This is a genomic window from Robertmurraya sp. GLU-23, from assembly GCF_052983275.1.
This window is the reverse complement of record NZ_JBRKCV010000008.1, coordinates 45805-71313: the sequence shown is the minus strand read 5'-3', so window position 1 is coordinate 71313 and position 25509 is coordinate 45805. Positions and strand designations below refer to the sequence as shown.

Below are 25509 nucleotides of genomic sequence, written 5' to 3'. Positions count from 1 at the left end.
TGAGCAAGAGAAAGAGGGAATCTATGATGAAAAAGGTACTTATGCTAAACGGTGTGAATCTTAATATGTTTGGAAAACGTAATCCGAAGGTGTATGGAACGATTACCCTAGATGAAATTAATGAAAGCATGAAAAAGTTAGCAGAAGAGTTAGATCTAGAACTTGAAACATTCCAAACGAACTGTGAGGGAGAGATGGTAGATCGCATTCATCAAGCCTATCGTGAAAAAGTCGATGCAGTGATTATTAATGCTGGTGCCTGGACCCACTATAGCTACGGAATTCGCGATGCTTTAGATATTTTAGAAGTACCGTTTATTGAGATTCATATGTCTAATATCCATGCAAGAGATGAATTTAGACATCGTTCTGTATTTGCAGAAATTGCTCAAGGTCAGATTAGCGGTTTTGGATGTGACAGTTACTTATTAGGGTTAAGAGCCGCAAAAACACTTATTGATGAAAAGCAATTACAAGAAGCTTAAAAAAGCTAGCAGGCCAATGACTAAAGGGTTCCGTTTTTTGGGTACTTTATTAATTAAAATCACAAGACAAGACGTATGAATTTGCATACGTCTTGTAGTAATTAACATGATTAAGTATTGTACAATTAAAACTGGTCGATAAAAAGCTGCGGATCCTCACATTTAGGTTAGGAGGGTCCGCACTTATCAGTTGAGGGATCAGGTTAAGCACCCGAGCTGAAAAATAGACGGAGAAATTCCGATTAATTAGTAATTGTTATTAAAAAAAGCTTAAATAAACGGAGAGATTCCGCCTATTGGCTCAAAAAATTCGAAAATAGGAGATTTTGCTTTGCATAAGCGGAAAACCTCCCCTTATTTACCCCGAAATCTGCTCCATTCTGCATCTAACCGGAAATTCTCCGCTTATTACGCTAGTTACTCGATTAAGGCCAAGACAAAGGGACCCAATACCTGCTAGCATTGTTATTGAAGATACGAACGTAGTTGTTGTAGTTTTGCTTTTCCAAAGTGATCCTCTAAGGTTCTTACTGCACTTTCCACTACAAACTGCCTCTTTTGGCTAGGCTGCAAAAGCTCCTCTAAGATGAAATCGAGCAGCTCGATATATTTCACAGAGTCAGTCATATGCACGCTCTCTTTTTTTAGACTCATAATTTCAAGTGTAAGTTGTTCTTGATAAGATTTATCTTTCTTATGACAAGTTGGAGACCAATCATCCAACAGTTCCGGTGGAAGAAGTTGCTCACCGGTTTCCCCTACATTCTTCATTAGTGCCAAAAGTCGATTAACACTATATCTTACTACCCGTTCAGGATTGCTCTTTAAGCTATTCGCCATTCTCTCATACTTAAGGTTATGGTGGAAAATAGCGGTAAACATTATGGCAGCATCAAGAAGATAGGGTTTCATGCTCTCGCCAAAAATTTCATGAAAGCGTTCGTATACCCAACGTAACATTCGCAACTGAAAATCACTAATAAACTTTTTTAACTCAGAATCATTTAAAAATAGCACTTCTTCATATAAAGGTATAAGATTACTTGCTCGATTGGTCTTCACTTGCAATTCCATTTGCTTAATGAACACTTCGATATCTGACGGGTCTTTTCCGATTAAAAGTTCGTTTCTTTCATGCTCAAACTTTTTTTGGATCACTCGAAAAATGGCCATGAGTAGCTCGTTTTTTGAAGAAAAGTAATTATAAAAGGTTCCTTTAGATATACTACTAAAATCTAATATGTCTTGAATGGAAGTTGCTTGAAATCCCTTTTCTACAAAAAGCTGGTGGGCTGTATTAATAACGTGTTGCTTCCGATCATTCATTGTATCACCCGAATTAGTATTTGGACTCACTGTATAAAAGTATAGTAACTTATTTTTCTGAAGGTTACAAACCCATTATTTAGCTGTGTTTTTTCATTGCAATTTTTATACTCAGGGTATAATATATGTAAAGTGTATAACAGAAGTACATTTTATTGGACTTATAGTATAGGAGGAACATACATGGCTGAAAAACAAGATAAACGGCCGCCATACGGGATTATTGGAGTTCTGTTAATTGGGGCTTTCATCACGTTTTTAAATAACACCTTATTAAATATTGCTTTGCCATCCATCATGAAGGATTTAGAGGTAGAAGCTGCCACAGTTCAATGGTTAACTACAGGCTTTATGCTAGTTAACGGGATATTAATTCCGGCTACTGCCTTCTTAATACAGAAATATTCTGTTCGAAATTTATTTTTAGTCGCCATGAGTTTATTTACGATCGGTACTTTAGTTGCTGGTGTGGCTCACGAATTTCCGATTCTTTTAGCTGGACGTATGCTTCAAGCATCAGGATCTGCCATTATGATGCCATTGCTTATGAACGTCATGCTCGTTAGCTTTCCAATTGAAAAAAGAGGAACAGCGATGGGGGTTTTTGGCTTAATCATCATGTTTGCCCCTGCCATTGGTCCAACTTTATCAGGGTGGATTATTGAACACTATGATTGGAGAATGCTTTTCCACTTTATTACCCCTATTTCAGTAATAGTGGTATTAATCGGATTCTTCCTATTAAAAGATAAGAAAGAAAAGAGTAATCTTCGTTTAGACTTTTTCTCATTAGTATTATCAAGTATTGGTTTTGGTGGGATTCTTTACGGCTTTAGTTCGGCAGGAAGCAAGGGGTGGGATAGCCCGCATGTGTATCTGGCTATTGCAGTCGGTTTCATTTCGCTAGTAACTTTTATTTTAAAACAAATAAAGCAAGACAATCCGTTGTTAAACTTTAAAGTGTTTAAATACCCCATGTTTGCCTTGTCATCTTCTATATCCATGGTAACAAACATGGCATTATTCTCAGGAATGATCCTTATTCCCATTTATGTTCAAACGATTCGTGGAATTTCTCCACTAGACGCAGGGTTAATGCTCCTACCAGGTGCCATCGCCATGGCGATTATGTCTCCTATTACCGGGAGACTGTTTGATAAATTTGGTGGGCGAGTATTGGCGCTAATTGGTTTAGGAATCACGGTAATCACCACGTATGAGTTTAGTCAGTTAACGGTAGACTTAAGCTATACGCACTTAGTCATCCTTTACACAGTTCGAATGGTTGGGATGTCATTTGTTATGATGCCTGTTTCAACAAACGGATTAAATCAACTTCCGACGCGTTTCTATCCACATGGTACGGCAATGAACAATACGTTAAACCAAGTGGCTGGGGCAATCGGCACCGCATTACTAGTTACGGTTATGTCCAATCGTACAGAAACACACGCCAAAGAATTGGCTGACGAAGCGATGAAGACAGCAGCTGGTCAAGGAGCAGGAGCCGCACAGCCAACTGCTGAAATGATCGCTCAAATGAAAGAGCAGATTATGATGAAGGCGATGCTCGAAGGAATTAATGATGCATTCCTTGTAGCTACAGGGATTTCAATTGTCGCCTTCATCCTTGCATTCTTTATCAAACGCGCCACACAAGCAGAGGATCCAATCGAAGGAAAAGAAGTGTCAAAGGTTGTACCGGCAAAGCTAGCTGAAAATTAATGCTCGTATCTGAAGGGACCCTCGAAATTGAGGGTCTTTTTATAGCAAGTAAAGTGTTAGAATCGCAAATAAATTTTTCGAAGCGCAAATAAAATCCCGGAATCGCAAATAAATTTTTCGAAGCGCAAATAAAATCCCGGAATCGCAAATAAATTTTTCGAATCGCAAATAAAATCTCAGAATCGCAAATAAATTTTTCGTATCGCAAATAAAATCCAAAACTACTAATAGAAATCTACTAATCCTCCTAAAAAAGCACCAAAATCCATTCAGAAATGCCCTTTCATCCCTTAGTTTCCACTCATTTATTGCAAAAAGAATCGAAACAGTGCGGAAAAAATCAATCTCTTCAAATCCATTCCGAGATTCCGCCTGCCCCTAAAGTCAACAACAATATTTTACCAAAATTAAGATTTTATACTTGCGTATCTACTAAACTACCGTTACTATTAAGTTTGTATTAAATCTAGATATGGATATACATAAGTAAAAATTCAACTATATATTGTGTTGTTGCCTTAAGATAAGATGCCGTACGGCTTAATAGGGAATCTGGTGAAAGACCAGAACTGCCCCCGCAACTGTAAATGCTGACAAAATGAACAAGCCACTGTGAAGATTGCTTACGAGATGTAGGTGCCTAAATGGGAAGGGTTCAAAGTAGAGTGAAGCATAAGTCAGGAGACCTATCTTACTTAAGATGTTTCAACTTCTTCGGGGATTTGGGAAGATGAAACGATGGCGACAGAAGACAAAAAGTATTTTTGCCTGTTTGTCTTTTGCTGAAATCGTTTCATCCGCTCAAGGAACCACTTGAGCGGATTTTTATTTTCAGGAGGGACGATCATGACAGTAGTAGATGTACATGAAGATTATAAATCGGTGTTAAGAGCGATTGAAGAGTGTTCTTCAACTTATCAATTAGACGCCACTGAGATGACAAAAATGGTAAATGAATTAGAGGCAGCAAAAAAAGAAGTGAGCCAACAAGCTTTATTTTATTCTTTAAATAAAATCGCGATGGACCAGCCAGATTGGACATTTGTTGCCGCGCGCATATACTTAACCGAATTATACAAGAAAGCTTCGCAAAATCGAAACTACGATTCATCACATACATATGGGAACTTTTACAATTTGCTAGAAACGTTAACAGAGAAAGGGATCTACTCTCCTAAACTGCTGCAAATGTATACAGAGGAAGAAATTAAAGAATTAGCGGACACAATCAGTCCTGAACGAGATAAGCTTTTCAACTATATTGGTCTGTTTTTGTTTGCTGATCGTTACCTTGCAAGAGATCATGATAGAAATGTATATGAGTTACCGCAAGAAAGATTCATGGTTATTGCGATGACCATTATGATGAACGAATCGAAAACCAAAAGACTAGAGTTAGTAAAAGAAGCCTACTGGGCCCTTAGTCATTTATATATGACGGTAGCCACACCAACATTATCAAATGCAGGCAAGAACTTTGGTCAGCTGTCCTCTTGTTTTATCGACACAGTGGATGATTCGCTTGACGGCATTTATTTGAACAATTGGGATATTGCTCGCTTAAGTAAAGAAGGCGGTGGCATCGGGATTTATTACGGAAAGGTTCGTGCGCTAGGTTCCGATATCAAGAGGTTTAAAGGAATGTCCTCTGGAGTCGTACCTTGGATCCGCTTGATTAATGATACAGCCGTAAGTGTTGATCAATTAGGTCAAAGACAAGGGGCGGTTGCCATTTACTTAGATATATTCCATAAAGACGTGATGAATGGCTTTCTTGAACTAAAGACCAATAATGGGGATGAGAGAAGAAAGGCTCATGACATTTTCACAGGAGTTACCATCCCTGATTTATTTATGGAAAAACTTCAAGAGAAAGATGAAAACGGCAGAAGTATTGGAGAATGGCATACATTCTGTCCGCACCAAGTGAAGCAGCTGATGGGCTGGAAGGATGAGAGCGGGAACCCGCTTGGGCTTGAGGATTTTTATGATGAAAAAGATCGAAAGTATTTTACAGAAAAATACGAAGAAGCGGTGAATCAACCACTCTTACCAAGAAAAACCTACCGTGCGATGGATATTATGGCCCGAATAATGGTTGCTCAGTTAGAAACAGGTACACCTTACATGTTCTATCGAGATGAGGTGAATCGTCAAAATCCAAACAAGCGTGCAGAAGGAAGAACCTCTATCTACTGCAGTAATTTATGTACAGAAATCGCCCAAAACATGTCGAGTACAACGATTGTAAAAGAATACAAGGACGAAGATGGCAATCTAATAATTGTAAGAAAGCCGGGAGAATTTGTTGTATGTAATCTTTCCTCAATCAATCTCGCAAAGGCTTATGGTTCCAATGAGCTGGAACGATTAATAGCGATTCAAGTGCGGATGCTAGACAATGTTATCGATCTGAATACCATTCCAGTTGGACAAGCCGAGTTAACGAATCAAAAATATCGAGCGGTCGGCTTAGGGACGTTCGGGTGGCATCATCTGTTGGCCTTACAATCGATCCATTGGGAATCAGAAGAAGCGGTCCAGTTTGCTGATGAACTATACGAAAATATTGCGTATTACACGATTCGAGCATCTATGGAGCTTGCCAAGGAAAAAGGTGCCTTCAGTCAATTTGAGACGTCTGAATGGGCTACTGGAAGATACTTCGAGCGGAGAAATTACACGTCCGACCGTTGGAGTGAGTTAAAAGAACAAGTAAAGGCAAACGGTATTCGTAATGGCTGGCTGATGGCGATTGCTCCAAATTCGTCGACTGCAAAAATTGGTGGCTCAACTGACGGAATTGATCCGTTGTACGCAGTGGAATATGCGGAGGAAAAGAAGAACTTTAAGTTCAAGGTAACCGCACCTGACTTGAACCATCGCACATACACGTACTACCGAAGAGCAAGGCATGAGTTAGACCAAGTGTGGAGTATTCGTCAAAACGCAGCACGTCAGCGTCATATTGATCAGTCTATCAGTTTTAACTTGTATGTGAGACACGATATAAAAGCAAAAGACTTGCTCCATTTACACGTAGAAGCTTGGAAGCAAGGGTTAAAAACGACGTATTACGTAAGAAGTACTTCGCAGTCAGAGATTGAAGAATGTGAAGCTTGCCATAGCTAAGCTTGAAAGGAGAAGGGACCATGTCAATCAATGCCCCATTAAATAAAATCAAACTGTTGAACCCAACCTATCCTAATCGTTCAACAGGTATTATTAACGGACAATCTTCTGGTCTATTAAACTGGAATGATATCGCCTACCCACAAATGTATGATCTGTATCAAACATTGCTGTCTAATTTTTGGAAGGCACAAGAAATCAATATGCAAGATGATATTAAACAATGGGATTCATTATCTTCGCACGAAAAGGATATCTTTTTACGGGTCAATACGCAGCTTGCCTCCCTGGATAGCCTTCAAACGCCAACGATGAGTCAAGTGCTAGACTATGTGTCCGATTCAAGCTTCAAGGCAATCTTTGCGGTCATTGCTCAACAGGAGGCTGTTCACAACGAATCGTACTCGTATATATTAAGTTCATTGGTTCCTGTTAGTGAACAAAATGCGCGGTTCAATCAGGCAAAGGATGATCCGATTGTTCAAAAAAGAAATCAGCTTATCTTGGATGCATATGAAAAATTCCGTTCACATCCATCAGCTCAAAACCTCTATGAACTAGCCATTAACTCAATTATTTTAGAAGGAATCTATTTCTATGCGGGATTTGCCTTTTTCTATAATCTAGCACGTCAGCAAAAAATGCTTAAAACTAGTACGATGATTAGCTATATTCAAAGAGATGAGATGCAGCATGCGTATTTCATTTCTCAGTTTGTTCGTATTATGTTAACGGAAAATCCAGAGCTAAATAATGAGGCAAACATTCAATATGCGTATGATCGCATCAAAGAAGCGGTGGATCTTGAGAAGGAATGGGCAGGAGAAATATTAGCGGAGATCAACGGAATTGACCTAGAAGAGTTCGGACAATATGTGGAGTATTTGGCCAATAAAAGACTTCGACAATTGGGTCTGGATCATCTTTATGGTGACCGTGACAACGTGATGCCATGGATTCAAGTGTTTAGTGACGAAATGATCAATGACACCAAATCAGACTTTTTTGAACAGAAATCCCGAACCTATACAAAGGTGACGCAGTCCAATGGCTTTGACGAATTATAAGGGGAAAATAGCGATTGTTTATTCATCTGTCACGGGGAATACGGAAGAACTTGTTCGTATGGTAGCAGGCTGCTTTCAAACGCGATCTGTATCTACTGACTTGTTTCTAGTAGAAGATTTTCTCCTCGCTAACATTCACGACTATGATGGATTGGTCATTGGAACCTATACGTGGGGAAATGGAGAGATCCCAGTAGAAATGATGCCTGTGTATCAGGAAATAGAACTGCAAAATGTTCGGGAACTTGCCACGGCTGTGGTTGGAACAGGCGATTCCTTTTATCCTTCTTTTTGTGGAGCGGTGGATGAATTTAAGGATATGCTCTATGTGCAGACCTCCTTAGTGGCCACCTTAAAGATAGAATTACAGCCACAACTTAAGGATTATAGAAAATGTGAAAAATTAGCGGAGTTATTAATAGAAAGAATTCAAAGTCAAACTTATAGTACAGTGTAAAAAGGATTTTTAAATGTTTACTAGATGGACAATTTGGGTATAAAGGAAGGTCTCTTTCATTTATGGCTCAATAACAGATAGGTAGAGGGACTGCATTTGCGGAGGCAGTTCCTTCTTTGTGTGTTTTTTTATAGACAAATGCGAATACAATTATTTACTATTATATGTATATACCTATGGATAAGAATGAAAGTTTTGTTTGAAAATACCATTCTTTGTTAAGATAAAGAGTGAGGGTAATCGGGATTTCTTTATCGATCATATACAATCTTCCTACTCTTTTAGAATGCTTAAAAGAACTCAATCAGTTAGACTATAATCCTGAAATTATTGTAGGAGGGAGAATCACATCCTTGTATCAATTATATAGTTATTGTCCAAGTAACGTTGTCGTGATAGAGGGTTTATACCATCTACGTTCGTGGCTTAAAGAGAACAAGATATGTGAAAGAGTATATGAATATCATTGAAAAATCCTTCCAAACCTTCCCGTTTCCATTTTTTGTGGTGGATCAAGATTTTACTATTATAGGAGTTTCAGAAGAGACGCAACTCCAATTTCCTAATGCAAGGAGCTTTCTTGAACTTGTTGATTTAGGAAGTAGGAAGAAAGCGGAACGATTCTTAAAACCAGTATTCGCAAAAACAAAGGTAGAACTGAATTTAGTCAGGAAGGATTTCAATCTTACTTTATTCGATGTGTATACCCAGTGGGAAGATGAAAATCGTTTATATGTGTTTTGTATAGAAAAACAGGAAAGTATTCAGCAAATACAAACCATCATTCGAAAGTTAGAAACTCAACTAGAGAGCGAAAATCTTACGTGGCTTGAGAAACAAGAACAGCTTGAAGCCACCTTAAAAAGGATGGAGCAAGTGGTTATGAAGCATGATAACCTTTCAAGCCTTGGGAATATAGCTTCTATTATAGCCGGAGATTTGAAAAAACCATTAGTAAGTATTCGGGGTTTCCTTCAATTGCTAAAGCCTTATCTAATAGAGACCGGTAAAGACCATTATGCCGATATTGCACTTGAAGAAGTAGATTATGCAAATAATTTAATCTATGAATATGTTAGTTCTACTCGACCAACAGCTCCTAATAAACAGCAAGTAAATATACAAAAGGTATTAATGGAAGTAATTCAAACTTCTCAAAAAGAAGCCTTGAAAATAAATTGTGAAATTAAGTATGTGAAGGAACAAATACTCCCTGTTCAGGAACTAGATCAAAAGCAAATGAAACAAGTAGTGCTAAATTTGATTCGAAATGCGATGGATGCGGTCCAGGCTAGTAAAAACAGAGGGAAAGGGAGCATTATTCTAAGAACAAAACTTAATGAAAATACCATTGAGATCTCTGTAAAAGATAATGGTTCAGGTATGGAAGAGGAAACGATAAAAAGAATTTTCACTCCTTTTTTCACCACAAAAGAAAGAGGAGCAGGAATCGGGCTATCAGTATGTCAAAAAATAGTAGAAAATCATGGTGGAATGATTGAGGTGTCGAGTAAACCTGGGGAAGGTACAACCTTCATTGTTGCTCTACCTTTATTATAAATGACTTACGTAAGGGAGAAGAAACAATCTAATAGTATTTACGCTGCATGATTAAAAAATCGTAACTATTACATTCTTTCGGATTGCAGCAAGTTTATGGAAAAAGGGGTATAGTAAGTTTTGAAAATATCAGACAAAGAGTTGATGGATGCTTATGCTGCAGCATTGAAGTTGGCTTTAGATCATGAATTTATACAGTTGTTAGAGGAAGAGATAGACAAAAGAAATTTAAGACATTTAGTAGAGAACTATTTCATTGAGCAGTGATTGACCTTTGGCCAGATACTATTAGATAGATAAGAAATCTTTAGGAGCAGGTTTGGCAGGTTAAAATAATGAGAAGTAAGGGCGATCCTATATATTTGCAGGAGCAAACCTTTAAGGGAATCCGCTAATTTTCGTTCATAGGGGATAGGGAATTGACAGAAACTTACTTGGAATTACATGCGATGGATAAAGAACTATTGTTTGAGGCATTTACCCATGCGCCATTAGGAATGGTATTGATGGGAATAAATGGGAAGATCGTGAAAACAAACTCGTCCTTTTGTCGTTTTACGGGATATTCAAATGAAGAAATGGTTCAATTAGGGCTAAGGTATTTATTATATGAAGAAGACTATGTAACGATAGATTCAAATTATCGAAAGTTACTAGCTGGGGAGAAAGATTCTTTTCAATTAGAAAAGCGGTTTGTACATAAGAATGGTGAAGTAATTTGGGGTTCAATCAGTGCCCATAAGGTGAGTACGTCTCAAGCAGATTATATTATTGGCCAAGTGGTCGATATCACATCTAGTAAACAGATGGAACCAGAAATGGAAAGGCTTAAATCCCAGTTAAATTCTTTTATGGATCATCATTTAGATCCAATTTTGATTTTCGATGAAAAAGGGATTTTAACAAAAGCAAATTCGGCGTTTGAAGAGGAGTTTGGTTGGAATCTTCAGGAATTAATCGGGGTTAAAATGCAAGATGTGAGATTTTTAGCAGATGAAGAAGAGAAGTTAAAGGAAAAGGTCCTTCGTGGAGAATGTGTGGAAGGGTACGAAACATCTTTAAAGAAGAAAAATGGAATGGCGATGGATGTAATGCTCACAAGCTTTCCGATTAAAGACCATCAGGGAATCAAAAACGGAATCGCTGTTAGTTTTCGTGATCTAACAGACCGGAAACAAGCAGAAGAACTAATGATTCAGTCGGAAAAACTGTCTATTGCCGGACAATTGTCAGCAGCTATTGCACATGAAATTCGAAATCCTATCACGGCTATCAAAGGCTTTTTAAAGCTCTTGCAAAACTCCAATGAAAAACAGCTATATTATGAAATTGTAGAATCAGAAATAGCCCGAATTGAACTGATATTAAGTGAATTATTATCACTTGCCAAGCCACAAAAAAACAATTTTAAAGAGACCGATTTACGCTTAACCTTAAAGCAATGTATTTCACTGTTAGATGCAGAAGCGAATTTGAAAAGTGTTCAGGTAGATTTTAAGCACCAGAGTCATCTACCAAAAATTCATTGCGATGAGAACCAAATAAAGCAAGTGTTCATTAATTTTATGAAAAATTCTTTTGATGCCATGCCTGACGGAGGCAATTTACATATTGAAATGGAAAATTGTATGCTCACTTCTAGTATAACCATTCGTTTCAAAGATACTGGCTGTGGAATACCGAAAGAAGTTTTATCCAAGATCGGTCAGCCCTTTTATACAACGAAAGAAACGGGAACGGGCTTAGGGTTTATGGTGAGTAAAAATATTATTGAAGGCCATAGTGGCACTGTACATATCTCAAGTGAAGTAAATGTAGGAACAACCATTGAAGTCGTTTTACCAAGCTTAAATAACATACAATAACCTCATCCAAAGGTGGATGAGGTTATTATTTTTATCCAATATAAGCGATGATTCCTTCGTTGTCGTCTAAATGTAGCTTGATAGGAGCATAGGGATCTCTTCCTAAATACTCATCGATCCAGAGGCGTAACGCTTCAATTAAATTTGCAGTGATAAGCACTTGTTTTCGATCATCTACAAACACTTCAGCAGAAAAGCCGTAATCATCGTCATACATAAGCTCTACTTCGACTGCTTCAGGGTTTATTTGCTTTTTTTTAGCGATATAAACACAAATAGCATTAATAATCTCTTGTTCAGAAATAATTAACTTCTCCATGGGTTTGTGTTCTCTTGCTTCTTTTTCTTTTTAAGAGCGGTAAAAACCATGCGAATGATACTAATTAAGGCGATAATAGCAAACACATTTACCATGAATCCAAGGATGGAACCTAAGATTCCCATGTTTGCAAATAGACTACCAAATAATAGACCCGCAAGCCCACCAAGCATAAGCCCCTTCATCAGACCGCCGGAGAAGAACCCCTTATTTGCTGTTGTTGAAGACTTTGTCGTTGTGGAATCTGATTTTTTATTTTGAAAGAATGAATTGTTGTTATTGGTTGTTGTATTTGAATTATTGTTGAAGCTTTTCTTTCCTGATTTATACGATTTTGCTTCCACTGTCGTAGTGGTGTCTTGGAATACAATGTTTCCAACTGGTGAAAAAATGAGTGCTGCCATTAGCAAAGCTGATAGTAACTTTTTCATTCCTTTTGTTTTCCCCCTGTAATGTATATTTCTACTACTCTATTGTATACGAGTGAGAGAAGAAAGGGTTTCATTTTTATAAAAAAAAATAGAATGGAAAGTGGTTCCATTCTATGATTAAGAAATTAGGATGCTTTTGTTTCTACTAGATGAGATTGAACAGGCTTCTGTTCGATTTAAGTGTAGGAAGAAAGTGGTAATAAGTACAATATGGAAATATTATGATTGGGGATAAGGGGAGCTTATAGGTTTGGAAGGGGACAGGTTTTGTGGGTGTAAATAAATGATCAGGATCGCAAATAAAATCCGAGAATCGCAAGTAAATTTTCAGGATCGCAAATAAAATCCGAGAATCGCAAATAAATTTCCAGGATCGCAAATAAAATCCGAGAATCGCAAGTAAATCGCCAGAATCACAATCAATCTATTAAAAAATCCATTTTAAACCATCAATAATTCGTTGCGAAGGGTCAAAACTCCCCTCTAAATGAAAAAACTCCCGCGACCATGCGGGAGTTCAGTCTATTTCATCTGAAAATACGTATCTAATACCCTGCGCCCGATGGTTAAGTTCGGAGAGGGACCTGTGTCTCCTGTATACACCCATGGAACAATGACGGCCATGGCTACCTCCGGGTTACTTGATGGGGCGTAGCTGACTAAGCTAACATTCATCACTTCAGGTGGTGCATTCTTTGGGTACTGATCACGGTCTGGTCCATCATAGAAGGACTGAGCGGTACCTGTTTTTCCTGCCGGGCTGTAAGGGGCAGAACCGAAAGCTTTAGCTCCTGTTCCGGAGGTCATCACTCGGCGGAAGCCGGTTTGAACTCGTTCGACCCATTCGTCCTTCATGCTTACACGATTTAAGATATTTGGTTGGATTTCTTGGTAAACGGGGCCAAGCTTATCACTAGTCGTACCAGGCTCACGGATTTCTTTTACAATATGGGGCTGAATACGGTAGCCTCCGTTAGCAATCGTTGCGGCATATTGAGCAAGCTGCATCGTTGTGTACGTATCGTATTGTCCAATGACCAAGTCAAGGGCAAAACCTGGCTTCGTTGAAGGGCCTTTAAAGCCGGTCATTTCATTTGGTAAGTCAATTCCTGTTTTTGCACCTAAGCCAAATTGAGCAAAGGAATCTCTGATTTTTGAAAAAGTATCTGGAGCTAAGCTTAATGGAGCATTTGGTACATACTGTGCTCCTCCAATTTTTATAGCGGTACGGAACATATAGACGTTAGAGGATTGTTCTAATGCGTATAAGTCATTAATCGTACCCATATTTCTCCAAGATTTTTTCACGGGAGTTCCTTTAATGGAGATTGGTCCGTCATAAAGGGAAGTACCTGGAGAAATAGCGCCCGTTTGGTATCCGGTAAGCACGGTTGCTCCCTTCACGGAGGAACCGACATTATAAGAAGTAGTGATATTGCCAAGTGCAAAGTCCTGGATTTCTAGGTTACCCGTTTCTTCGCTTCTTGCTAAAAGCTTTCCAGCCATTGTTAGGATTTCTCCGGTATTTGGATCCATTAATACAACAAAGGCGCGGTCTAGAAACTTTGTTCCACCAAATCCACGTTTGGTAGCGAGAAGCTCTTCTTCAAGAATTTTTTCAACGGCGAGCTGTAAGTCCATATCAATGGTTAGAATAAGATCCTTGCCGCGCGTACCATCGGATACAGGGACCGTTCCGACGATATTTCCTGATTTGTCCTTTAAATATTTAATTTTGGATTTATTTCCGCGCAGAACATCTTCATATTGATATTCCAAATAGCTTTTTCCGACACGGTCGTTTCTACTATAGCCACGAGAGAGATAGTAATCTAGCTGTTCAGCTGGTATCCCTTCTTCACTAGTAGTGGTTTTTCCTAATATTGTTTTTAAGGTATTTTCGAATGAATACGTTCGCTCCCAGTCCGTAACCGTATCTACCCCAGGTAAAAAGTCGAGATTCTCACTAACCTTTGAGAATTCCTCATCTGTTACCCCAACATTCTTTACGAGATGAGGGGTATACTCGTATCCACTCGCAAATTCACGGTAAATGGCAATGACTTGTATATCTTTCTCTTTTAGAGAGGCGAGATCTTCCGCGGTGATTCTTTCTAGCAACGTGTCATAATATTTTTTGTTAAACTCTTTTTCACTGTCTGTTGAATCTCTCATTGCCTCTTCTTCAGATTTGGATATTTTCTCTTTAACCAATAAAGGATTTTTTAGAATCCAATAATCCTTTTTGTCACGATCTCTCACTTTCTTTGTATCCATCATGATTAGCTTGGAGAGGTTTTCTGCTGTTTTTAACATTTCCTCCTGACTGGCTCCCCAGTTTGTGTATGTAATCGCGTTTTGAGCAATATTGTCAACTACTATTCTTCCGTTTCGGTCGTACATTTTTCCGCGTGGAACAGGTTGACTTACAACGATTTCATTGGTCCTTTCGAGTTCGTCCTTGTAGGCTACTCCCTGAACCATTTGCACAGTGCCTAAGCGCACAATGAGGATAACAAATAAGACAAACACAATAAAAAATAGGAGATTTACTCGTAAGGGAACATGTCTCTTTTTGCTTGCTTTTTTCTTCATGAACTTCACTCCTTAGAAGGGAACGACTCTACTGGTATATATTTCTATTTTTATCATAATCTATGACGTTCTTAATAACAACAAAGTTTCAATTTTTTGACTAATTAACAGGTTACTCACATGTTGTGGATATCTACTGTGAAAATGTTGTTAATAAACTGTATATAACTCAAATAATCCACATTATCCACATTTTATAAACAAAGTTATGCACATTATCCACATAATCGAGTTGTAGAAAGAATAAATAAAAAAAGTTATAAACAACCTGTCCAAATGCCTCTTTTCTTTCTATATAGAAAGTGAGAGGAGGTGATAGAGATGGCACAGGCGATGATCATGGATACGAAGCTTAAAGTATTGTTTGAAAATGGACTAAACTCAAAAGGAGAAGTAATCATTAAAACGAAGACATTTAGTAATGTGCGTAAGGAGGCTACTGCGGATCAACTTTTTCAAGCGGGTCAAGCATTAGCAAGTCTTTGTTCTTTACCAGTAGTGAATATTGAACGAGCTGACAATTTTGAGTTGGTAAACGCGTAAGTGGAGTTGAGTGATTAAACATGAGGAGGTGAGTAAATTGGCCAAAACATTGGAATTACAATTCATAACTGAAACAGGTGAAACAACAACCATTAGTATGGAATCTCCAAAAGAACCTGTTGATACGGCTGCTGTGAAGATTGCGATGGATCAAATTGTTGCTTCAAACGCATTTTATAGTGCGAAGGGACAGCTAGTTTCCCCTAAAGGTATCAGAGTTATTGAGAGAAATGTGACACCTTATGAATTAGCATAATAATAGAGAGAGTCGGTTGAAATTTGACCGACTCTCTTTTTAGGAACGGAAGAAAGTATAAATTATTGACTTTGAACAATGTCTAGCTCCAGCGCCCAGCGACTAGTGTACTTCGCTCTCTTCCCTACGATAAGTCAACATCGGATCGCTAGCGCTCTCCGTGTTTCCTTTATCTCAGTCAGAGCGCTCCAGTCCATACGTCGCTAGACGGGCACTTCCGCATTTCTTATTACATAACAATTTTACACCAAAGGACTTTGTCTTTAATCCTAACACCAGCTAGTTTTCCGAACGGTATGTCTCGAACGACTTCAATGTCATTAAAATTAATAGTGAGTTTGTTATCTTCGTACGTGACTCCATCCGCATCTTTTAAGAGTTTCTTTTTCATGGATTCCTTTAGACTGGGCTTTAAGTCGACTACTTCAAACTGTATCCGTCTGCCTTTTGCCATAATAGGTTTCAGTTCGAGTCGGAAGGGAACAGGTACGAGCATCACCTTTGTATTTCCTGTTAAGACGAGATGCTCCCCTTCGAACGAACATTGTAAATTGGAGGTTCCTTCTAATGGCTGAAGATGTAGCAGGCGGTTGACAAGCTCTTCTGACATACGAATAGGTGTGCCAGTTGCAATTTTATCGAGCAGGCTTTCCACCGTCCATGATTGATCTTTTAATTCCCCAAGCTTTCGCTGCATTGTTTCGAGAAACTCATTCATGCGGTCTCCTCCAAGCTGTCATATTTCTAGTTCGAATACATTCATTACATTATATGGACGGTAAAAAAAAAAATGAATAAAGTTGCAAATTGTTACGTTGTTCAATATATTCTTGATTTTTCCATTTTTATCATATATAGTACATTACATCAGTAATGCACTAGCATACCATATGAATATAGGAGGTGAGGAACGTGATCTTAAACTCAAATAGTATGAAGCCAATCTATGTACAAATTGCTGAGTATCTTGAAGGGGAGATATTAAGTGATTCCATTCGACCTGACGAAAAAATTTACTCTCAATATCAGCTGGCGGAAATGTTCAACATTAATCCTGCTACAGCGGCAAAAGGGTTGAATTTGTTAGCGGATGAAGCCATTTTGTACAAAAGGAGAGGGCTTGGAATGTTTGTGGCTACAGAGGCAAAGAAGATCATCCTCACAAAACGAATCAACACCAAACTGAAGGAGCTCATTGAAGAAACCGTTAGAGAAGCGCGTCAATTAGGAGTAAGTAAGGAAGAACTAATGGAGATGATTCAAAAGGAGGGGGAGGAGTAATGAATATCGTTGAATGCAAGAACCTGACCAAAACATATGGAAGGAATCAAGCTTTAAGAAATATCTCTTTTTCTCTAGAGGGTGAAAAAATCATAGGGTTGATTGGTCGTAACGGAGCTGGTAAATCCACTCTATTAAAACTAATGGCAGGCTTTCTTGAAAAAACATCTGGGGAGATCAATGTTTTGTCAGAAGAGCCATTTAATAGCTTAAAAGTGTCTGCTAACACCATTTTTATGAGTGATGAAGTTACCTTTAATCCTGCGCTCACTTTAGAAGAAATTCTAAAGGCTGCCGAAAGCTTCTATCCAAATTGGAATCGTGATTTAGCTCATCGGCTATTAGATTATTTTTCTATATCGCAACAGTCCTACCACGCTAGTCTCTCGAAAGGGATGCGAAGCACGTTCAACACGATAATGGGACTGTCAACTAGGGCGCCACTAACCTTATTTGATGAACCAACCACAGGAATGGATGCGGCCGTTCGAAAGGATTTTTACCGAGCTATTCTAAAAGATTATTTAGCCTTTCCACGAATGATCATCATATCCAGTCACCTGTTAAATGAGATGGAGGAACTCTTTGAGGAGATTTTGTTGGTAAAAGAAGGGGCCGTTCATCTTCATGAAAGCATGGGGAATTTGAAAGAATATGCGGTTGGTTTTACCGGAAGAACTTCCCTTGTGGAAGTGTTATTAAAAAATGATGAGGTAATTTTTCAGCAAGCCGTTGGGATTGATCAGACCTATGCGGTCGTGAAACGCGGGGGAGAATTAGAGCAGCAAGCAAGGTTGCTAGGGCTTGAGCTGTCACCTGTTTCCGTTAGTGATTTATGTATGTATATAACTAGCAAGTCAAAGGGAGGGATCGATCATGTATTTGACAGAGAGTAATGTTCAAGACGTGATTTTCAAACAATATCGCTATAAACTGCAGGCTTATTTAGGGGTTTTTACCTCTCTTATGTTTATCCAAGTGCTTGGGGTATTGTTTTCGATTAGCGGAACGGGCTCTATGGGAGGTAGTGCCGGTACCTTTAGTTACGATGTAAGAACCTATAGTGGTAGTTTGGTAGCTATTTTTACTTTGATTTGGGCTTTCTCAAACGGGATCTCTCTGTCCACAAAACAGCATAGATACGATGACTTCAATTTTGTAACGACACGACAGGTAAGCCATTATGCGAATGCATTGTTTCTCATGACAGCAAGTGCGATTGCTGCCATAACAGGGCTATTAACAACTTATGTTTTAAGATTACTGGTTACACAGGTATTGAAAACACCTTCGGTTGCGGTCGATCAGCTATCGGCGTTAGATGTATGTAAGGGATTAGTAGGATTTTTTCTATATATTCTTCTGTTTGCTAGCGTTGGTTATTTTATTGGAATGCTTGCACAAATGAATAAGATCGTTGCATTTTTACTTCCGGTGCTTCTTATTGTTGTTATTACTATCCAAGCGTACTTAGTGGGAGAAGGGGCATTATTAGTCGATATAGGGAGATTTTATGTAATGGAGGCTTCGTTTCTTCTATTTACGGTTAAGAGTGTCATCACTTCCGTACTATTTTTTCTAGGAGCTTGTATGTTAGGAAATCGTTTGGAGGTGGGGATGTGATGTGGGCCATTATTCTATTAATCTTGGTGATCGCTGCAGTTGTTTCGCAACTGTCCAAATCGAAGAAAAAGGCATGGATTGGAATGAAAACCACAAGATTGCTACTTCTTGGTTATGTAGGTGTGCTGATTCTGCTAGCTGGTGCTTCGTTGATTCTGCCTATGAATAGTGCTTCCATCAACATGCTGTCTGAAGTGGAAGTGGAAAAGAGTATGAAGCTTCAGGATCAAGTGATGAATGAGGCGTTCCGAGGATCCTTTGAAGAGGAGAATGGATTAGATGTGGTAGAGAAGTGGACATTTCCACTTGTGAGTGACGAGCTTGGAATTACACCCGTTAATGATTATTACGTTCAAGTGTTTATAGAGAAAAGCCCGGATATTGGGGAAGAAATTCAGATTACTCATTATGCCGGAAAAACTATTGTGAACGGAATGGATCTTACGGAAAAACGAGGCGAGGTTCAATTAGAGATGCAAGGGAATGAACTTGAAATCAAGAATCCCTCTCATGTATCGGTCACATTAGCGGAGATATCAAGTGGTTTCCCGTTCCAACAATTCTCCGCAGAAAAGGTTGATTTGTTTCAAAATAGCTCGTACGGCAACATTGGAATGGATGTGTTGTATATAAAAGCTCCTGAAGGGTTGAAAATAGAAGGCGAAGCACTATACGTCAACTAAACTGTCCACCCCAGGCGAACAAAAGGGACCAAAGTGTCCACGAACGGTGACAGACACCCTTCGTGGACAAAAAGGGGCATTTTGTCCACGGGCGGTGTCTGTCACCCTAATCTGTTGACAGGGGGAGCTTTTTTGTGATATTTAATTAGTGATTAGCACTCTGAGTGGTAGAGTGCTAAAGGGATTACATATATTGATTGATGAGAGGGGATTTTTGAATGGAAAAGAAGCAGTTCCAGGCAGAGTCAAAGAGATTGTTAGACATGATGATTCACTCCATTTACACACACAGAGAAATTTTTCTACGTGAGTTATTATCAAACGCAAGTGATGCGATTGATAAAATTTATTATCGTGCCTTAACAGACGATAACATCACTTTTGACAAAGACAACTATTTTATAAAGATTGCAGCTGATAAAGAGAGCAGAAAACTAACGATTACCGACACAGGTATTGGTATGACCAAGGAAGAGCTTGAAAACAATCTTGGGGTCATCGCTAAAAGTGGCTCACTGGCCTTTAAATCCGAAAACGAGCTGAAGGATGGTCACGACATTATTGGGCAATTTGGTGTTGGGTTTTATTCTGCCTTCATGGTGGCAGACGTGGTTACGGTGATCACCAAATCACTAGGAAGCGACACGGCTTATAAGTGGGAGTCGCAAGGTGCGGATGGGTATACCATTGAGCCGTATGAAAAAAGTGAAGTGGGCACGGAAATCATCCTGACCATTAAGCCAAATACAGAAGACGATAACTATGATGAGTTCTTAGAAGAATATCGTCTCAAATCCATTGTTAAAAAATACTCAGACTTCATTCGTTACCCCATTAAAATGGATACTACGAGCAGTCGTTTAAAAGATGGCAGTGAGTCGGAATACGAAGAGGTTACAGAAGAGCAAACCATTAATAGCATGGTGCCGATCTGGAGAAAGAATAAAAACGAATTAACAACAGAGGATTACGAAAACTTTTACGCGGAAAAACATTACGGCTTTGATAAACCATTAAAGCATATTCATATCAGCGTAGATGGTGCGGTCCGCTACAATGCAGTGTTATATATACCTGAAAAAATTCCATTTGATTACTACACGCAGGAGTATGAAAAAGGCTTAGAGCTTTATTCAAACGGTGTTCTCATCATGAATAAATGTGCCGATCTATTACCGGACTATTTCAGCTTTGTGAAAGGGATGGTTGATTCAGAAGATTTATCTCTTAATATCTCAAGAGAAATGTTACAGCATGATCGCCAATTAAAACTCATTGCGAAAAATATCAAAAACAAAATTAAAGGTCAGCTACAAAGCTTGTTAAAGGATGACCGTGAAAAGTTTGAAGCCTTTTTCCAATCCTTTGGCCGCCAATTAAAGTTTGGTGTTTATAGCGATTTTGGTAGCAATAAAGAGACGCTTCAGGATCTCCTCATGTTCTATTCATCAAAGGAAAAGAAGCTTGTTACATTAGATGAGTATGTGTCGAGAATGCCAGAGGATCAAAAGTATATTTACTATGCATCAGGTGAGTCAGTGGAGCGCATTGAAAAGCTTCCTCAGACCGAACTTGTGGCGGATAAAGGCTATGAAATCCTTTATTTCACAGACGACATTGATGAGTTTGCGATTCGTATGCTGATGAATTATAAGGAAAAAGAATTCAAATCCGTCTCTAGTGGTGATTTAGGGATTGAAGAGCAAGTAGATGAAAAAGAGGCAGCAGAACAAACGGAGAACGCAGAACTGTTTGAATACATGAAATCGTCCCTTGGAGAAAAGGTAAAAGCCGTACGTGTATCCAAGCGTCTAAAATCTCATCCTGTTTGCTTAACAACAGAAGGTGACGTGTCCATTGAGATGGAGAAAGTGCTCCAAGCGATGCCAAATAGCCAAAATGTTAAAGCAGACAAAGTGTTAGAGATCAACGTGAACCACGAAGTATTTGCTTCCTTAAAGGATGCGTTTGCTAATGATAAGGACAAGCTCGCCTTGTTTACAGGGCTTCTTTACAATCAGGCATTGCTCATTGAGGGGTTACCAATCGAAGATCCAGTTGAATTTACAAACGATATTTGCAAAATTATGGTGTAAAGTAGGTAAGGGCACTCAATATTTGAGTGCTCTTTTTTTTATTACCCTCAAAAAATCACCTCCAATCACTAAATATATAGAAAAAGGTGGTGATAATGGATGATTTTTCAATTGCCTATTCACTCTTCTGAAAAAGTGACAGATGTATATATGAACAAATTGGATTCAAATGGATTTATTGTGGCCATACCTGAAATACACTGGTCGATCTTTTTACCGGCAGAGGGGTCAAAGGATAGTCACTTCCAACATATTTTGCAATCATTAATGTTTCAATTATTTGAAGGAAATGCAGAAAGTTTAGCGAGAGACATTGTAAAATTATTAGAAAGGCAGTTCTTTAGAAGATAAAAAATGCCTTTCTAAGATATCTCCCCACTTATTCCCTCAATTTTGCACCCAATCCTTGTTATTGTAACGAATGTTGTACTACTATGAAGGTATAAACTATCTTCACCTGGAGGTGACAGGTTCTGCTTCACCTAACAAAGCATCATAGTCCAGAACAAAATTCTGAATTGATTCGGTGTTGGTCAAGATACTCAACCCCTTTAGATCAACTGATCCGAGAGACTGACACCCTATTTCAAAAAATCACCAGTCATAGTCCTTCAATTACTAACCTGAGTACCCTCGTAAATGAAAAGGGGGAGGCGATCCCCTCATGGCTTCCAGATCTAGACGTTGAATTACACAAGCTTCAACGTGAAATTAAGTACGAAAGAAATGTGGTCGACTTTGGGGCAGTTGGTGATGGAGTTTCCGACAATACAAATGCTTTTCGAAAAGCAATCGGACGAGGCAACTGTAAGATCATCATTCCTGAAGGGGTATTTGTTACAAAAGGAATCAAACTTCCCTCCAACACGATCCTTGTTGGGGCAGGAAAGGGAAAAACAACCATTAAACTCCATCATGATGCCCTAAAATCCGCTATTCTTATCACCAATAAACACCACATAAGTGGGAATCACCATATTTATGTGGAAGGGATGACCCTAGATTGGAATGTCAAACGACTACCAAGCGATGAAAAAACAGCGAGCGGAAACAATCGATCGAGTTGCTTCACCTTTGCTCATGTGAAATATGGGTGGGTGAGAAAGGTGGAAGCCATTGATGCAGGGTTACATGCTTTTGACATTTCTTCTACTCTTTACTATTACATAAAAGACGGATTCATTGGTCCAGGGAGAAGTCAGTATATCTGGCTTGATGAATGCAATGGATATGGATTTGGAGATGACGGAATGACCACTCATCACAGTGATTATATTTTTATATCGAACTCGCATATATGTGATCCGAGTGGAAGAGCGCATGAACCTGGATTTTCGAATTCAAACGGCATTGAAATAGATGATGGCTCCAGGTATGTGTGGCTTGCAAACAATACCACAACTAGATGCTTTGGAGGAGTAGAAATCAAGGCTCATCACAATGCTTCAGCGGCTTCCGATGTCACCATCCTTGGACATCTGTCGGTTCATGATAATCGTGCCTTCAATTTTCGGCATATCGGCCATCATAAAGGAAATGACCCAGAGTCGAAAACGGCTTTTAACATAAAAGCCATGAATTTGGTTGCCATAGCTCCTATCTTTACTTCCTTGTATGAAGCGTCTACTCCAAGAGCGATGGTGATATCGGCATATCGTAATGTGGTAGTGAATCAGTTTACTGTGCTAGGTGACCCCAGCTATGATTTTGGGGGACATCCTGTTATAGCCATCCAATATCGGGCACAACAGGTTCTCCTTAATAAAATCTTTATAGACGGTTTTTATCATGCAAGTGGGATTAAAGGGAAATTTTACGTACCAGAGGAGCTAACATGAGAGAACAGGATATTGATAAGAGCTTACATATCGTCACAACAGGTGAACAACTCCAATTTTACAAGTCCTTGCAATTTCACCGGTATGAAGCCACCCCCTATTTGCATTTGCAACAACTCATTCGTGAGTACGAATTCAAAGCATCTGACCGTATCGTGGACTTTGGTTGTGGAAAAGGAAGGCTGAATTTCTTTCTTTATCACTATACAGGAGCATCGGTAACTGGTGTGGAAATGAATGAGGAGTATTATCGGCTTGCCTTGGAAAATAGAGAAAATTATCGGAAAAAATATGGATCAGATGATTCTATTCACTTTTTTTTCGGTTTTGCAGAGGAATACCCGATTCACAAGCAGGATCATATTTTTTACTTTTTTAACCCGTTCTCTATTCATATTTTTCGGAATATAATTCATCGTATCCTTCAATCGGTGGAGGAGAATGATCGAGATATCAAGCTGATTTTGTACTATGCAAGTGAAGAGTATATCGACTTTTTAGAAAACATGGGCATGTTTCAGCTGAGATCTGAGGTGATTTGTTCACAAGCAAATCCGTTTGAGAGATTTTCTATTTATGGTTTAGCTTTTTAAGGGGGAATGTATGTGGAGAAATTGCTTGAACAAGAAATCATTACATATGTGAAAAATTTGCCTGGCTGGAAATGGGACGAGGGTAAATGGATGAGCAAGAAATATCGTTTTCAAAACTATTTAACGGGTGTGTCCTTTGTGAATGAACTAGCAAATTATTCGGAACAGCGTAATCACCACCCGTTCATCTCGATTGATTATAAAGTAGTAACGATTAAACTAAGCTCTTGGAATGCAGGAGGTCTTACTTCGCTGGATATAGAAATGGCCAGGATCTTTGATGAAATTTACGATCAATTTGTGGAATAAGAATAGGCGGGAGTGCTTAATGCGCTCTCGCCTTTTGTCTTCCAAATACAGTGTAGTAAAGAAGGATTGCAATAAGGACAGAAATGGCTGATGCGATGTAGATGCTATGGTAGTCTAAATAGAAAGCAATTTGTCCGAACACGATTGAGCCAATTCCCACGCCTAAATCGAAGAAGGAGAAAAAGGTAGCATTAGCCATTCCGCGCCTACTAATAGGAGAATTTTGAACACTCCAAGCTTGAAGAGCTGGTTGAACGGTCCCAAAGCCTAACCCATAAATAATGGCCGCTAAATAGAGGATCGTGCTATTCGGAACCCAGGCAAGCAGGATCATGGCAGCCATAATCATGATCGAACCAGCCGGGAATACCAAGCGATGTCCTTTTTGATCATAGAGCTTTCCAGCAAAGGTTCTTGAGATGAGAAGAGCAATGGCATAAAGAAGAAAGTACCATTCAATTCCTTCAATTCCCTTTTTCACTGTATATAAAGGAAGGAAGGAAGCGGTTCCACCAAACGTCACAGTGATAAAAAGAAGCAATATCGAAGGAGGCAAGGCGGTTTTTTCGTAAAGGTCGAGCTTTTTATGATTGGTTGTAGTTACTGGTTCTACGGGTTTAAATCGTATACGAGAAGATAAGGCGACCGCAACTGCACCTAGTACTCCGCAAATTAAGAAGAGTTCAGTAAAGCTAAGATAACCTACAAGCGCTAGTCCGAGTGTTGGCCCCATGGCAAGGGCTAAGTTACCAGAAAGGCCGTAATATCCCATTCCTTCCCCGCGACGTGTGGGTGGGATCAGATCGGTCGCGATTGTACCTGAAGCAGTCGTGGAAAGTCCCCACCCTACTCCTTGAATAATTCTTAAAATAAATAAGAGAACAAGACCTCCAGCAATCCCGAATGCTCCAGTGGATAAGACAAAAATTCCTAATCCAACAAGATAAATAAATCGGCGCCCCTTACTTTCTAGTGCATGCCCAGCGTAAGGTCGAATTAGAAGGGCCGAGAAAGTAAAGATTCCCACAACCACTCCAATCAGCTGGTCATTTCCACCTAGGTTTTCCACAAATAATGGAATGGTGGGTAATGTCATTTGAAAGCCAAGGAAAACAAAAAAGTTAGATAAGCAAATCAGAATAAAGTCTCGAGTCCATATTTTCTCTTTCCCTTTTTCAGAAGGTGGAGCTTGTTCCGCAAGAGGTGTGCTCATAACCATCCACTCCCATTCAGGAATATCCCGTTTCTATAATTCATTCGTTAACCTAAATATATGTACATTTTTACATAAAAATGGTGATAAATCTATTATAGACAATGACTTT

25 protein-coding genes and 1 riboswitch are annotated in these 25509 nt (G+C 39.0%); of the genes, 19 read left to right on the top strand and 6 right to left on the bottom strand.

The window, feature by feature from the left end:
* The first annotated feature begins 26 nt into the window (after window positions 1-26).
* Window positions 27-485 carry a type II 3-dehydroquinate dehydratase gene (gene aroQ, locus ACVBAX_RS14240; RefSeq protein WP_447117693.1) on the top strand — a complete coding sequence of 153 codons (459 nt, stop codon included), beginning with the start codon at window positions 27-29 and terminating at the stop codon, window positions 483-485.
* Between the two features lie 465 nt (window positions 486-950).
* Here aroQ and ACVBAX_RS14235 read toward each other — a convergent pair whose 3' ends face one another.
* A complete protein-coding gene (locus tag ACVBAX_RS14235; protein ID WP_447117574.1) occupies window positions 951-1811 on the bottom strand; it encodes a TetR/AcrR family transcriptional regulator in 861 nt (286 codons plus the stop codon).
* 183 nt (window positions 1812-1994) lie between these two features.
* On the opposite strand from ACVBAX_RS14235, the gene ACVBAX_RS14230 reads away from it, so the two are divergent.
* The 7 genes from ACVBAX_RS14230 (at window position 1995) to ACVBAX_RS14200 (ending at window position 11617) form a co-directional block, all read left to right on the top strand.
* On the top strand, window positions 1995-3536 hold the full coding sequence (locus ACVBAX_RS14230; protein WP_447117573.1) for a DHA2 family efflux MFS transporter permease subunit: 1542 nt from the start codon (window positions 1995-1997) through the stop codon (window positions 3534-3536).
* A 509-nt stretch (window positions 3537-4045) separates the two neighbouring features.
* Window positions 4046-4243, top strand: a riboswitch (cobalamin riboswitch).
* Between the two features lie 139 nt (window positions 4244-4382).
* A complete protein-coding gene (locus tag ACVBAX_RS14225) occupies window positions 4383-6668 on the top strand; it encodes a ribonucleoside-diphosphate reductase subunit alpha (RefSeq protein ID WP_447117572.1) in 2286 nt (761 codons plus the stop codon).
* Between the two features lie 20 nt (window positions 6669-6688).
* Window positions 6689-7735, top strand: a complete 1047-nt coding sequence (locus ACVBAX_RS14220; RefSeq protein WP_430776172.1) for a ribonucleotide-diphosphate reductase subunit beta — start codon at window positions 6689-6691, stop codon at window positions 7733-7735.
* A complete protein-coding gene (locus ACVBAX_RS14215; RefSeq protein ID WP_447117571.1) occupies window positions 7716-8192 on the top strand; it encodes a flavodoxin domain-containing protein in 477 nt (158 codons plus the stop codon). Before ACVBAX_RS14220 ends, ACVBAX_RS14215 begins: the two co-directional genes overlap by 20 nt.
* 444 nt (window positions 8193-8636) lie before the next feature.
* Complete coding sequence (locus ACVBAX_RS14210; RefSeq protein ID WP_447117570.1) at window positions 8637-9752, top strand: two-component system sensor histidine kinase NtrB; 1116 nt, start codon at window positions 8637-8639, stop codon at window positions 9750-9752.
* A gap of 120 nt (window positions 9753-9872) precedes the next feature.
* Window positions 9873-10019, top strand: a complete 147-nt coding sequence (sda, locus tag ACVBAX_RS14205) for a sporulation histidine kinase inhibitor Sda (protein WP_430776169.1) — start codon at window positions 9873-9875, stop codon at window positions 10017-10019.
* 152 nt (window positions 10020-10171) lie between these two features.
* On the top strand, window positions 10172-11617 hold the full coding sequence (locus ACVBAX_RS14200; protein ID WP_447117569.1) for a PAS domain S-box protein: 1446 nt from the start codon (window positions 10172-10174) through the stop codon (window positions 11615-11617).
* Window positions 11618-11648: 31 nt separating this feature from the next.
* Here ACVBAX_RS14200 and ACVBAX_RS14195 read toward each other — a convergent pair whose 3' ends face one another.
* The 3 genes from ACVBAX_RS14195 to ACVBAX_RS14185 all read right to left on the bottom strand — a co-directional run bounded on the left by ACVBAX_RS14195 (window position 11649) and on the right by ACVBAX_RS14185 (window position 14962).
* Entirely contained in the window at window positions 11649-11936 is a 288-nt protein-coding gene (locus ACVBAX_RS14195; RefSeq protein ID WP_447117568.1) for a YxcD family protein, read from the bottom strand.
* Window positions 11924-12367, bottom strand: coding sequence for a hypothetical protein (locus ACVBAX_RS14190; protein WP_430776166.1), 444 nt, complete (start codon window positions 12365-12367; stop codon window positions 11924-11926). The genes ACVBAX_RS14195 and ACVBAX_RS14190 overlap by 13 nt, the downstream gene beginning before the upstream one ends.
* Before the next feature lie 522 nt (window positions 12368-12889).
* Window positions 12890-14962: a peptidoglycan D,D-transpeptidase FtsI family protein gene (locus tag ACVBAX_RS14185; protein ID WP_447117567.1), complete on the bottom strand. Its 2073-nt coding sequence runs from the start codon at window positions 14960-14962 to the stop codon at window positions 12890-12892.
* Between the two features lie 321 nt (window positions 14963-15283).
* On the opposite strand from ACVBAX_RS14185, the gene ACVBAX_RS14180 reads away from it, so the two are divergent.
* Window positions 15284-15505 (top strand): DUF1659 domain-containing protein, encoded by a 222-nt coding sequence (locus ACVBAX_RS14180; protein WP_119706637.1) that lies wholly within the window; start codon window positions 15284-15286, stop codon window positions 15503-15505.
* A 37-nt stretch (window positions 15506-15542) separates the two neighbouring features.
* Entirely contained in the window at window positions 15543-15761 is a 219-nt protein-coding gene (locus ACVBAX_RS14175; protein ID WP_430776163.1) for a DUF2922 domain-containing protein, read from the top strand.
* Window positions 15762-15990: 229 nt separating this feature from the next.
* Here ACVBAX_RS14175 and ACVBAX_RS14170 read toward each other — a convergent pair whose 3' ends face one another.
* Window positions 15991-16479: a hypothetical protein gene (locus ACVBAX_RS14170; RefSeq protein ID WP_119706639.1), complete on the bottom strand. Its 489-nt coding sequence runs from the start codon at window positions 16477-16479 to the stop codon at window positions 15991-15993.
* A gap of 194 nt (window positions 16480-16673) precedes the next feature.
* On the opposite strand from ACVBAX_RS14170, the gene ACVBAX_RS14165 reads away from it, so the two are divergent.
* From ACVBAX_RS14165 to ACVBAX_RS14125, 9 genes are all read left to right on the top strand, one after another.
* Window positions 16674-17042, top strand: coding sequence for a GntR family transcriptional regulator (locus ACVBAX_RS14165; protein WP_447117566.1), 369 nt, complete (start codon window positions 16674-16676; stop codon window positions 17040-17042).
* Window positions 17042-17938, top strand: a complete 897-nt coding sequence (locus ACVBAX_RS14160) for an ATP-binding cassette domain-containing protein (RefSeq protein ID WP_447117565.1) — start codon at window positions 17042-17044, stop codon at window positions 17936-17938. Before ACVBAX_RS14165 ends, ACVBAX_RS14160 begins: the two co-directional genes overlap by 1 nt.
* Entirely contained in the window at window positions 17919-18665 is a 747-nt protein-coding gene (locus ACVBAX_RS14155; RefSeq protein WP_447117564.1) for a hypothetical protein, read from the top strand. Before ACVBAX_RS14160 ends, ACVBAX_RS14155 begins: the two co-directional genes overlap by 20 nt.
* Window positions 18662-19348 carry a hypothetical protein gene (locus ACVBAX_RS14150; protein ID WP_447117563.1) on the top strand — a complete coding sequence of 229 codons (687 nt, stop codon included), beginning with the start codon at window positions 18662-18664 and terminating at the stop codon, window positions 19346-19348. Before ACVBAX_RS14155 ends, ACVBAX_RS14150 begins: the two co-directional genes overlap by 4 nt.
* A 218-nt stretch (window positions 19349-19566) precedes the next feature.
* Window positions 19567-21444, top strand: a complete 1878-nt coding sequence (gene htpG / locus ACVBAX_RS14145; RefSeq protein WP_447117562.1) for a molecular chaperone HtpG — start codon at window positions 19567-19569, stop codon at window positions 21442-21444.
* A 99-nt stretch (window positions 21445-21543) separates the two neighbouring features.
* Window positions 21544-21795 carry a YueH family protein gene (locus ACVBAX_RS14140; RefSeq protein ID WP_447117561.1) on the top strand — a complete coding sequence of 84 codons (252 nt, stop codon included), beginning with the start codon at window positions 21544-21546 and terminating at the stop codon, window positions 21793-21795.
* A 167-nt stretch (window positions 21796-21962) separates the two neighbouring features.
* Window positions 21963-23282 (top strand): glycosyl hydrolase family 28-related protein, encoded by a 1320-nt coding sequence (locus ACVBAX_RS14135; RefSeq protein ID WP_447117560.1) that lies wholly within the window; start codon window positions 21963-21965, stop codon window positions 23280-23282.
* Window positions 23279-23875 carry a methyltransferase gene (locus ACVBAX_RS14130; RefSeq protein WP_447117559.1) on the top strand — a complete coding sequence of 199 codons (597 nt, stop codon included), beginning with the start codon at window positions 23279-23281 and terminating at the stop codon, window positions 23873-23875. The genes ACVBAX_RS14135 and ACVBAX_RS14130 overlap by 4 nt, the downstream gene beginning before the upstream one ends.
* 12 nt (window positions 23876-23887) lie before the next feature.
* Window positions 23888-24184 carry a 4a-hydroxytetrahydrobiopterin dehydratase gene (locus tag ACVBAX_RS14125; protein WP_447117558.1) on the top strand — a complete coding sequence of 99 codons (297 nt, stop codon included), beginning with the start codon at window positions 23888-23890 and terminating at the stop codon, window positions 24182-24184.
* A 16-nt stretch (window positions 24185-24200) separates the two neighbouring features.
* On the opposite strand, the gene ACVBAX_RS14120 is transcribed toward ACVBAX_RS14125, so the two are convergent.
* Complete coding sequence (locus ACVBAX_RS14120) at window positions 24201-25397, bottom strand: MFS transporter (RefSeq protein ID WP_447117557.1); 1197 nt, start codon at window positions 25395-25397, stop codon at window positions 24201-24203.
* Window positions 25398-25509 lie beyond the last annotated feature (112 nt).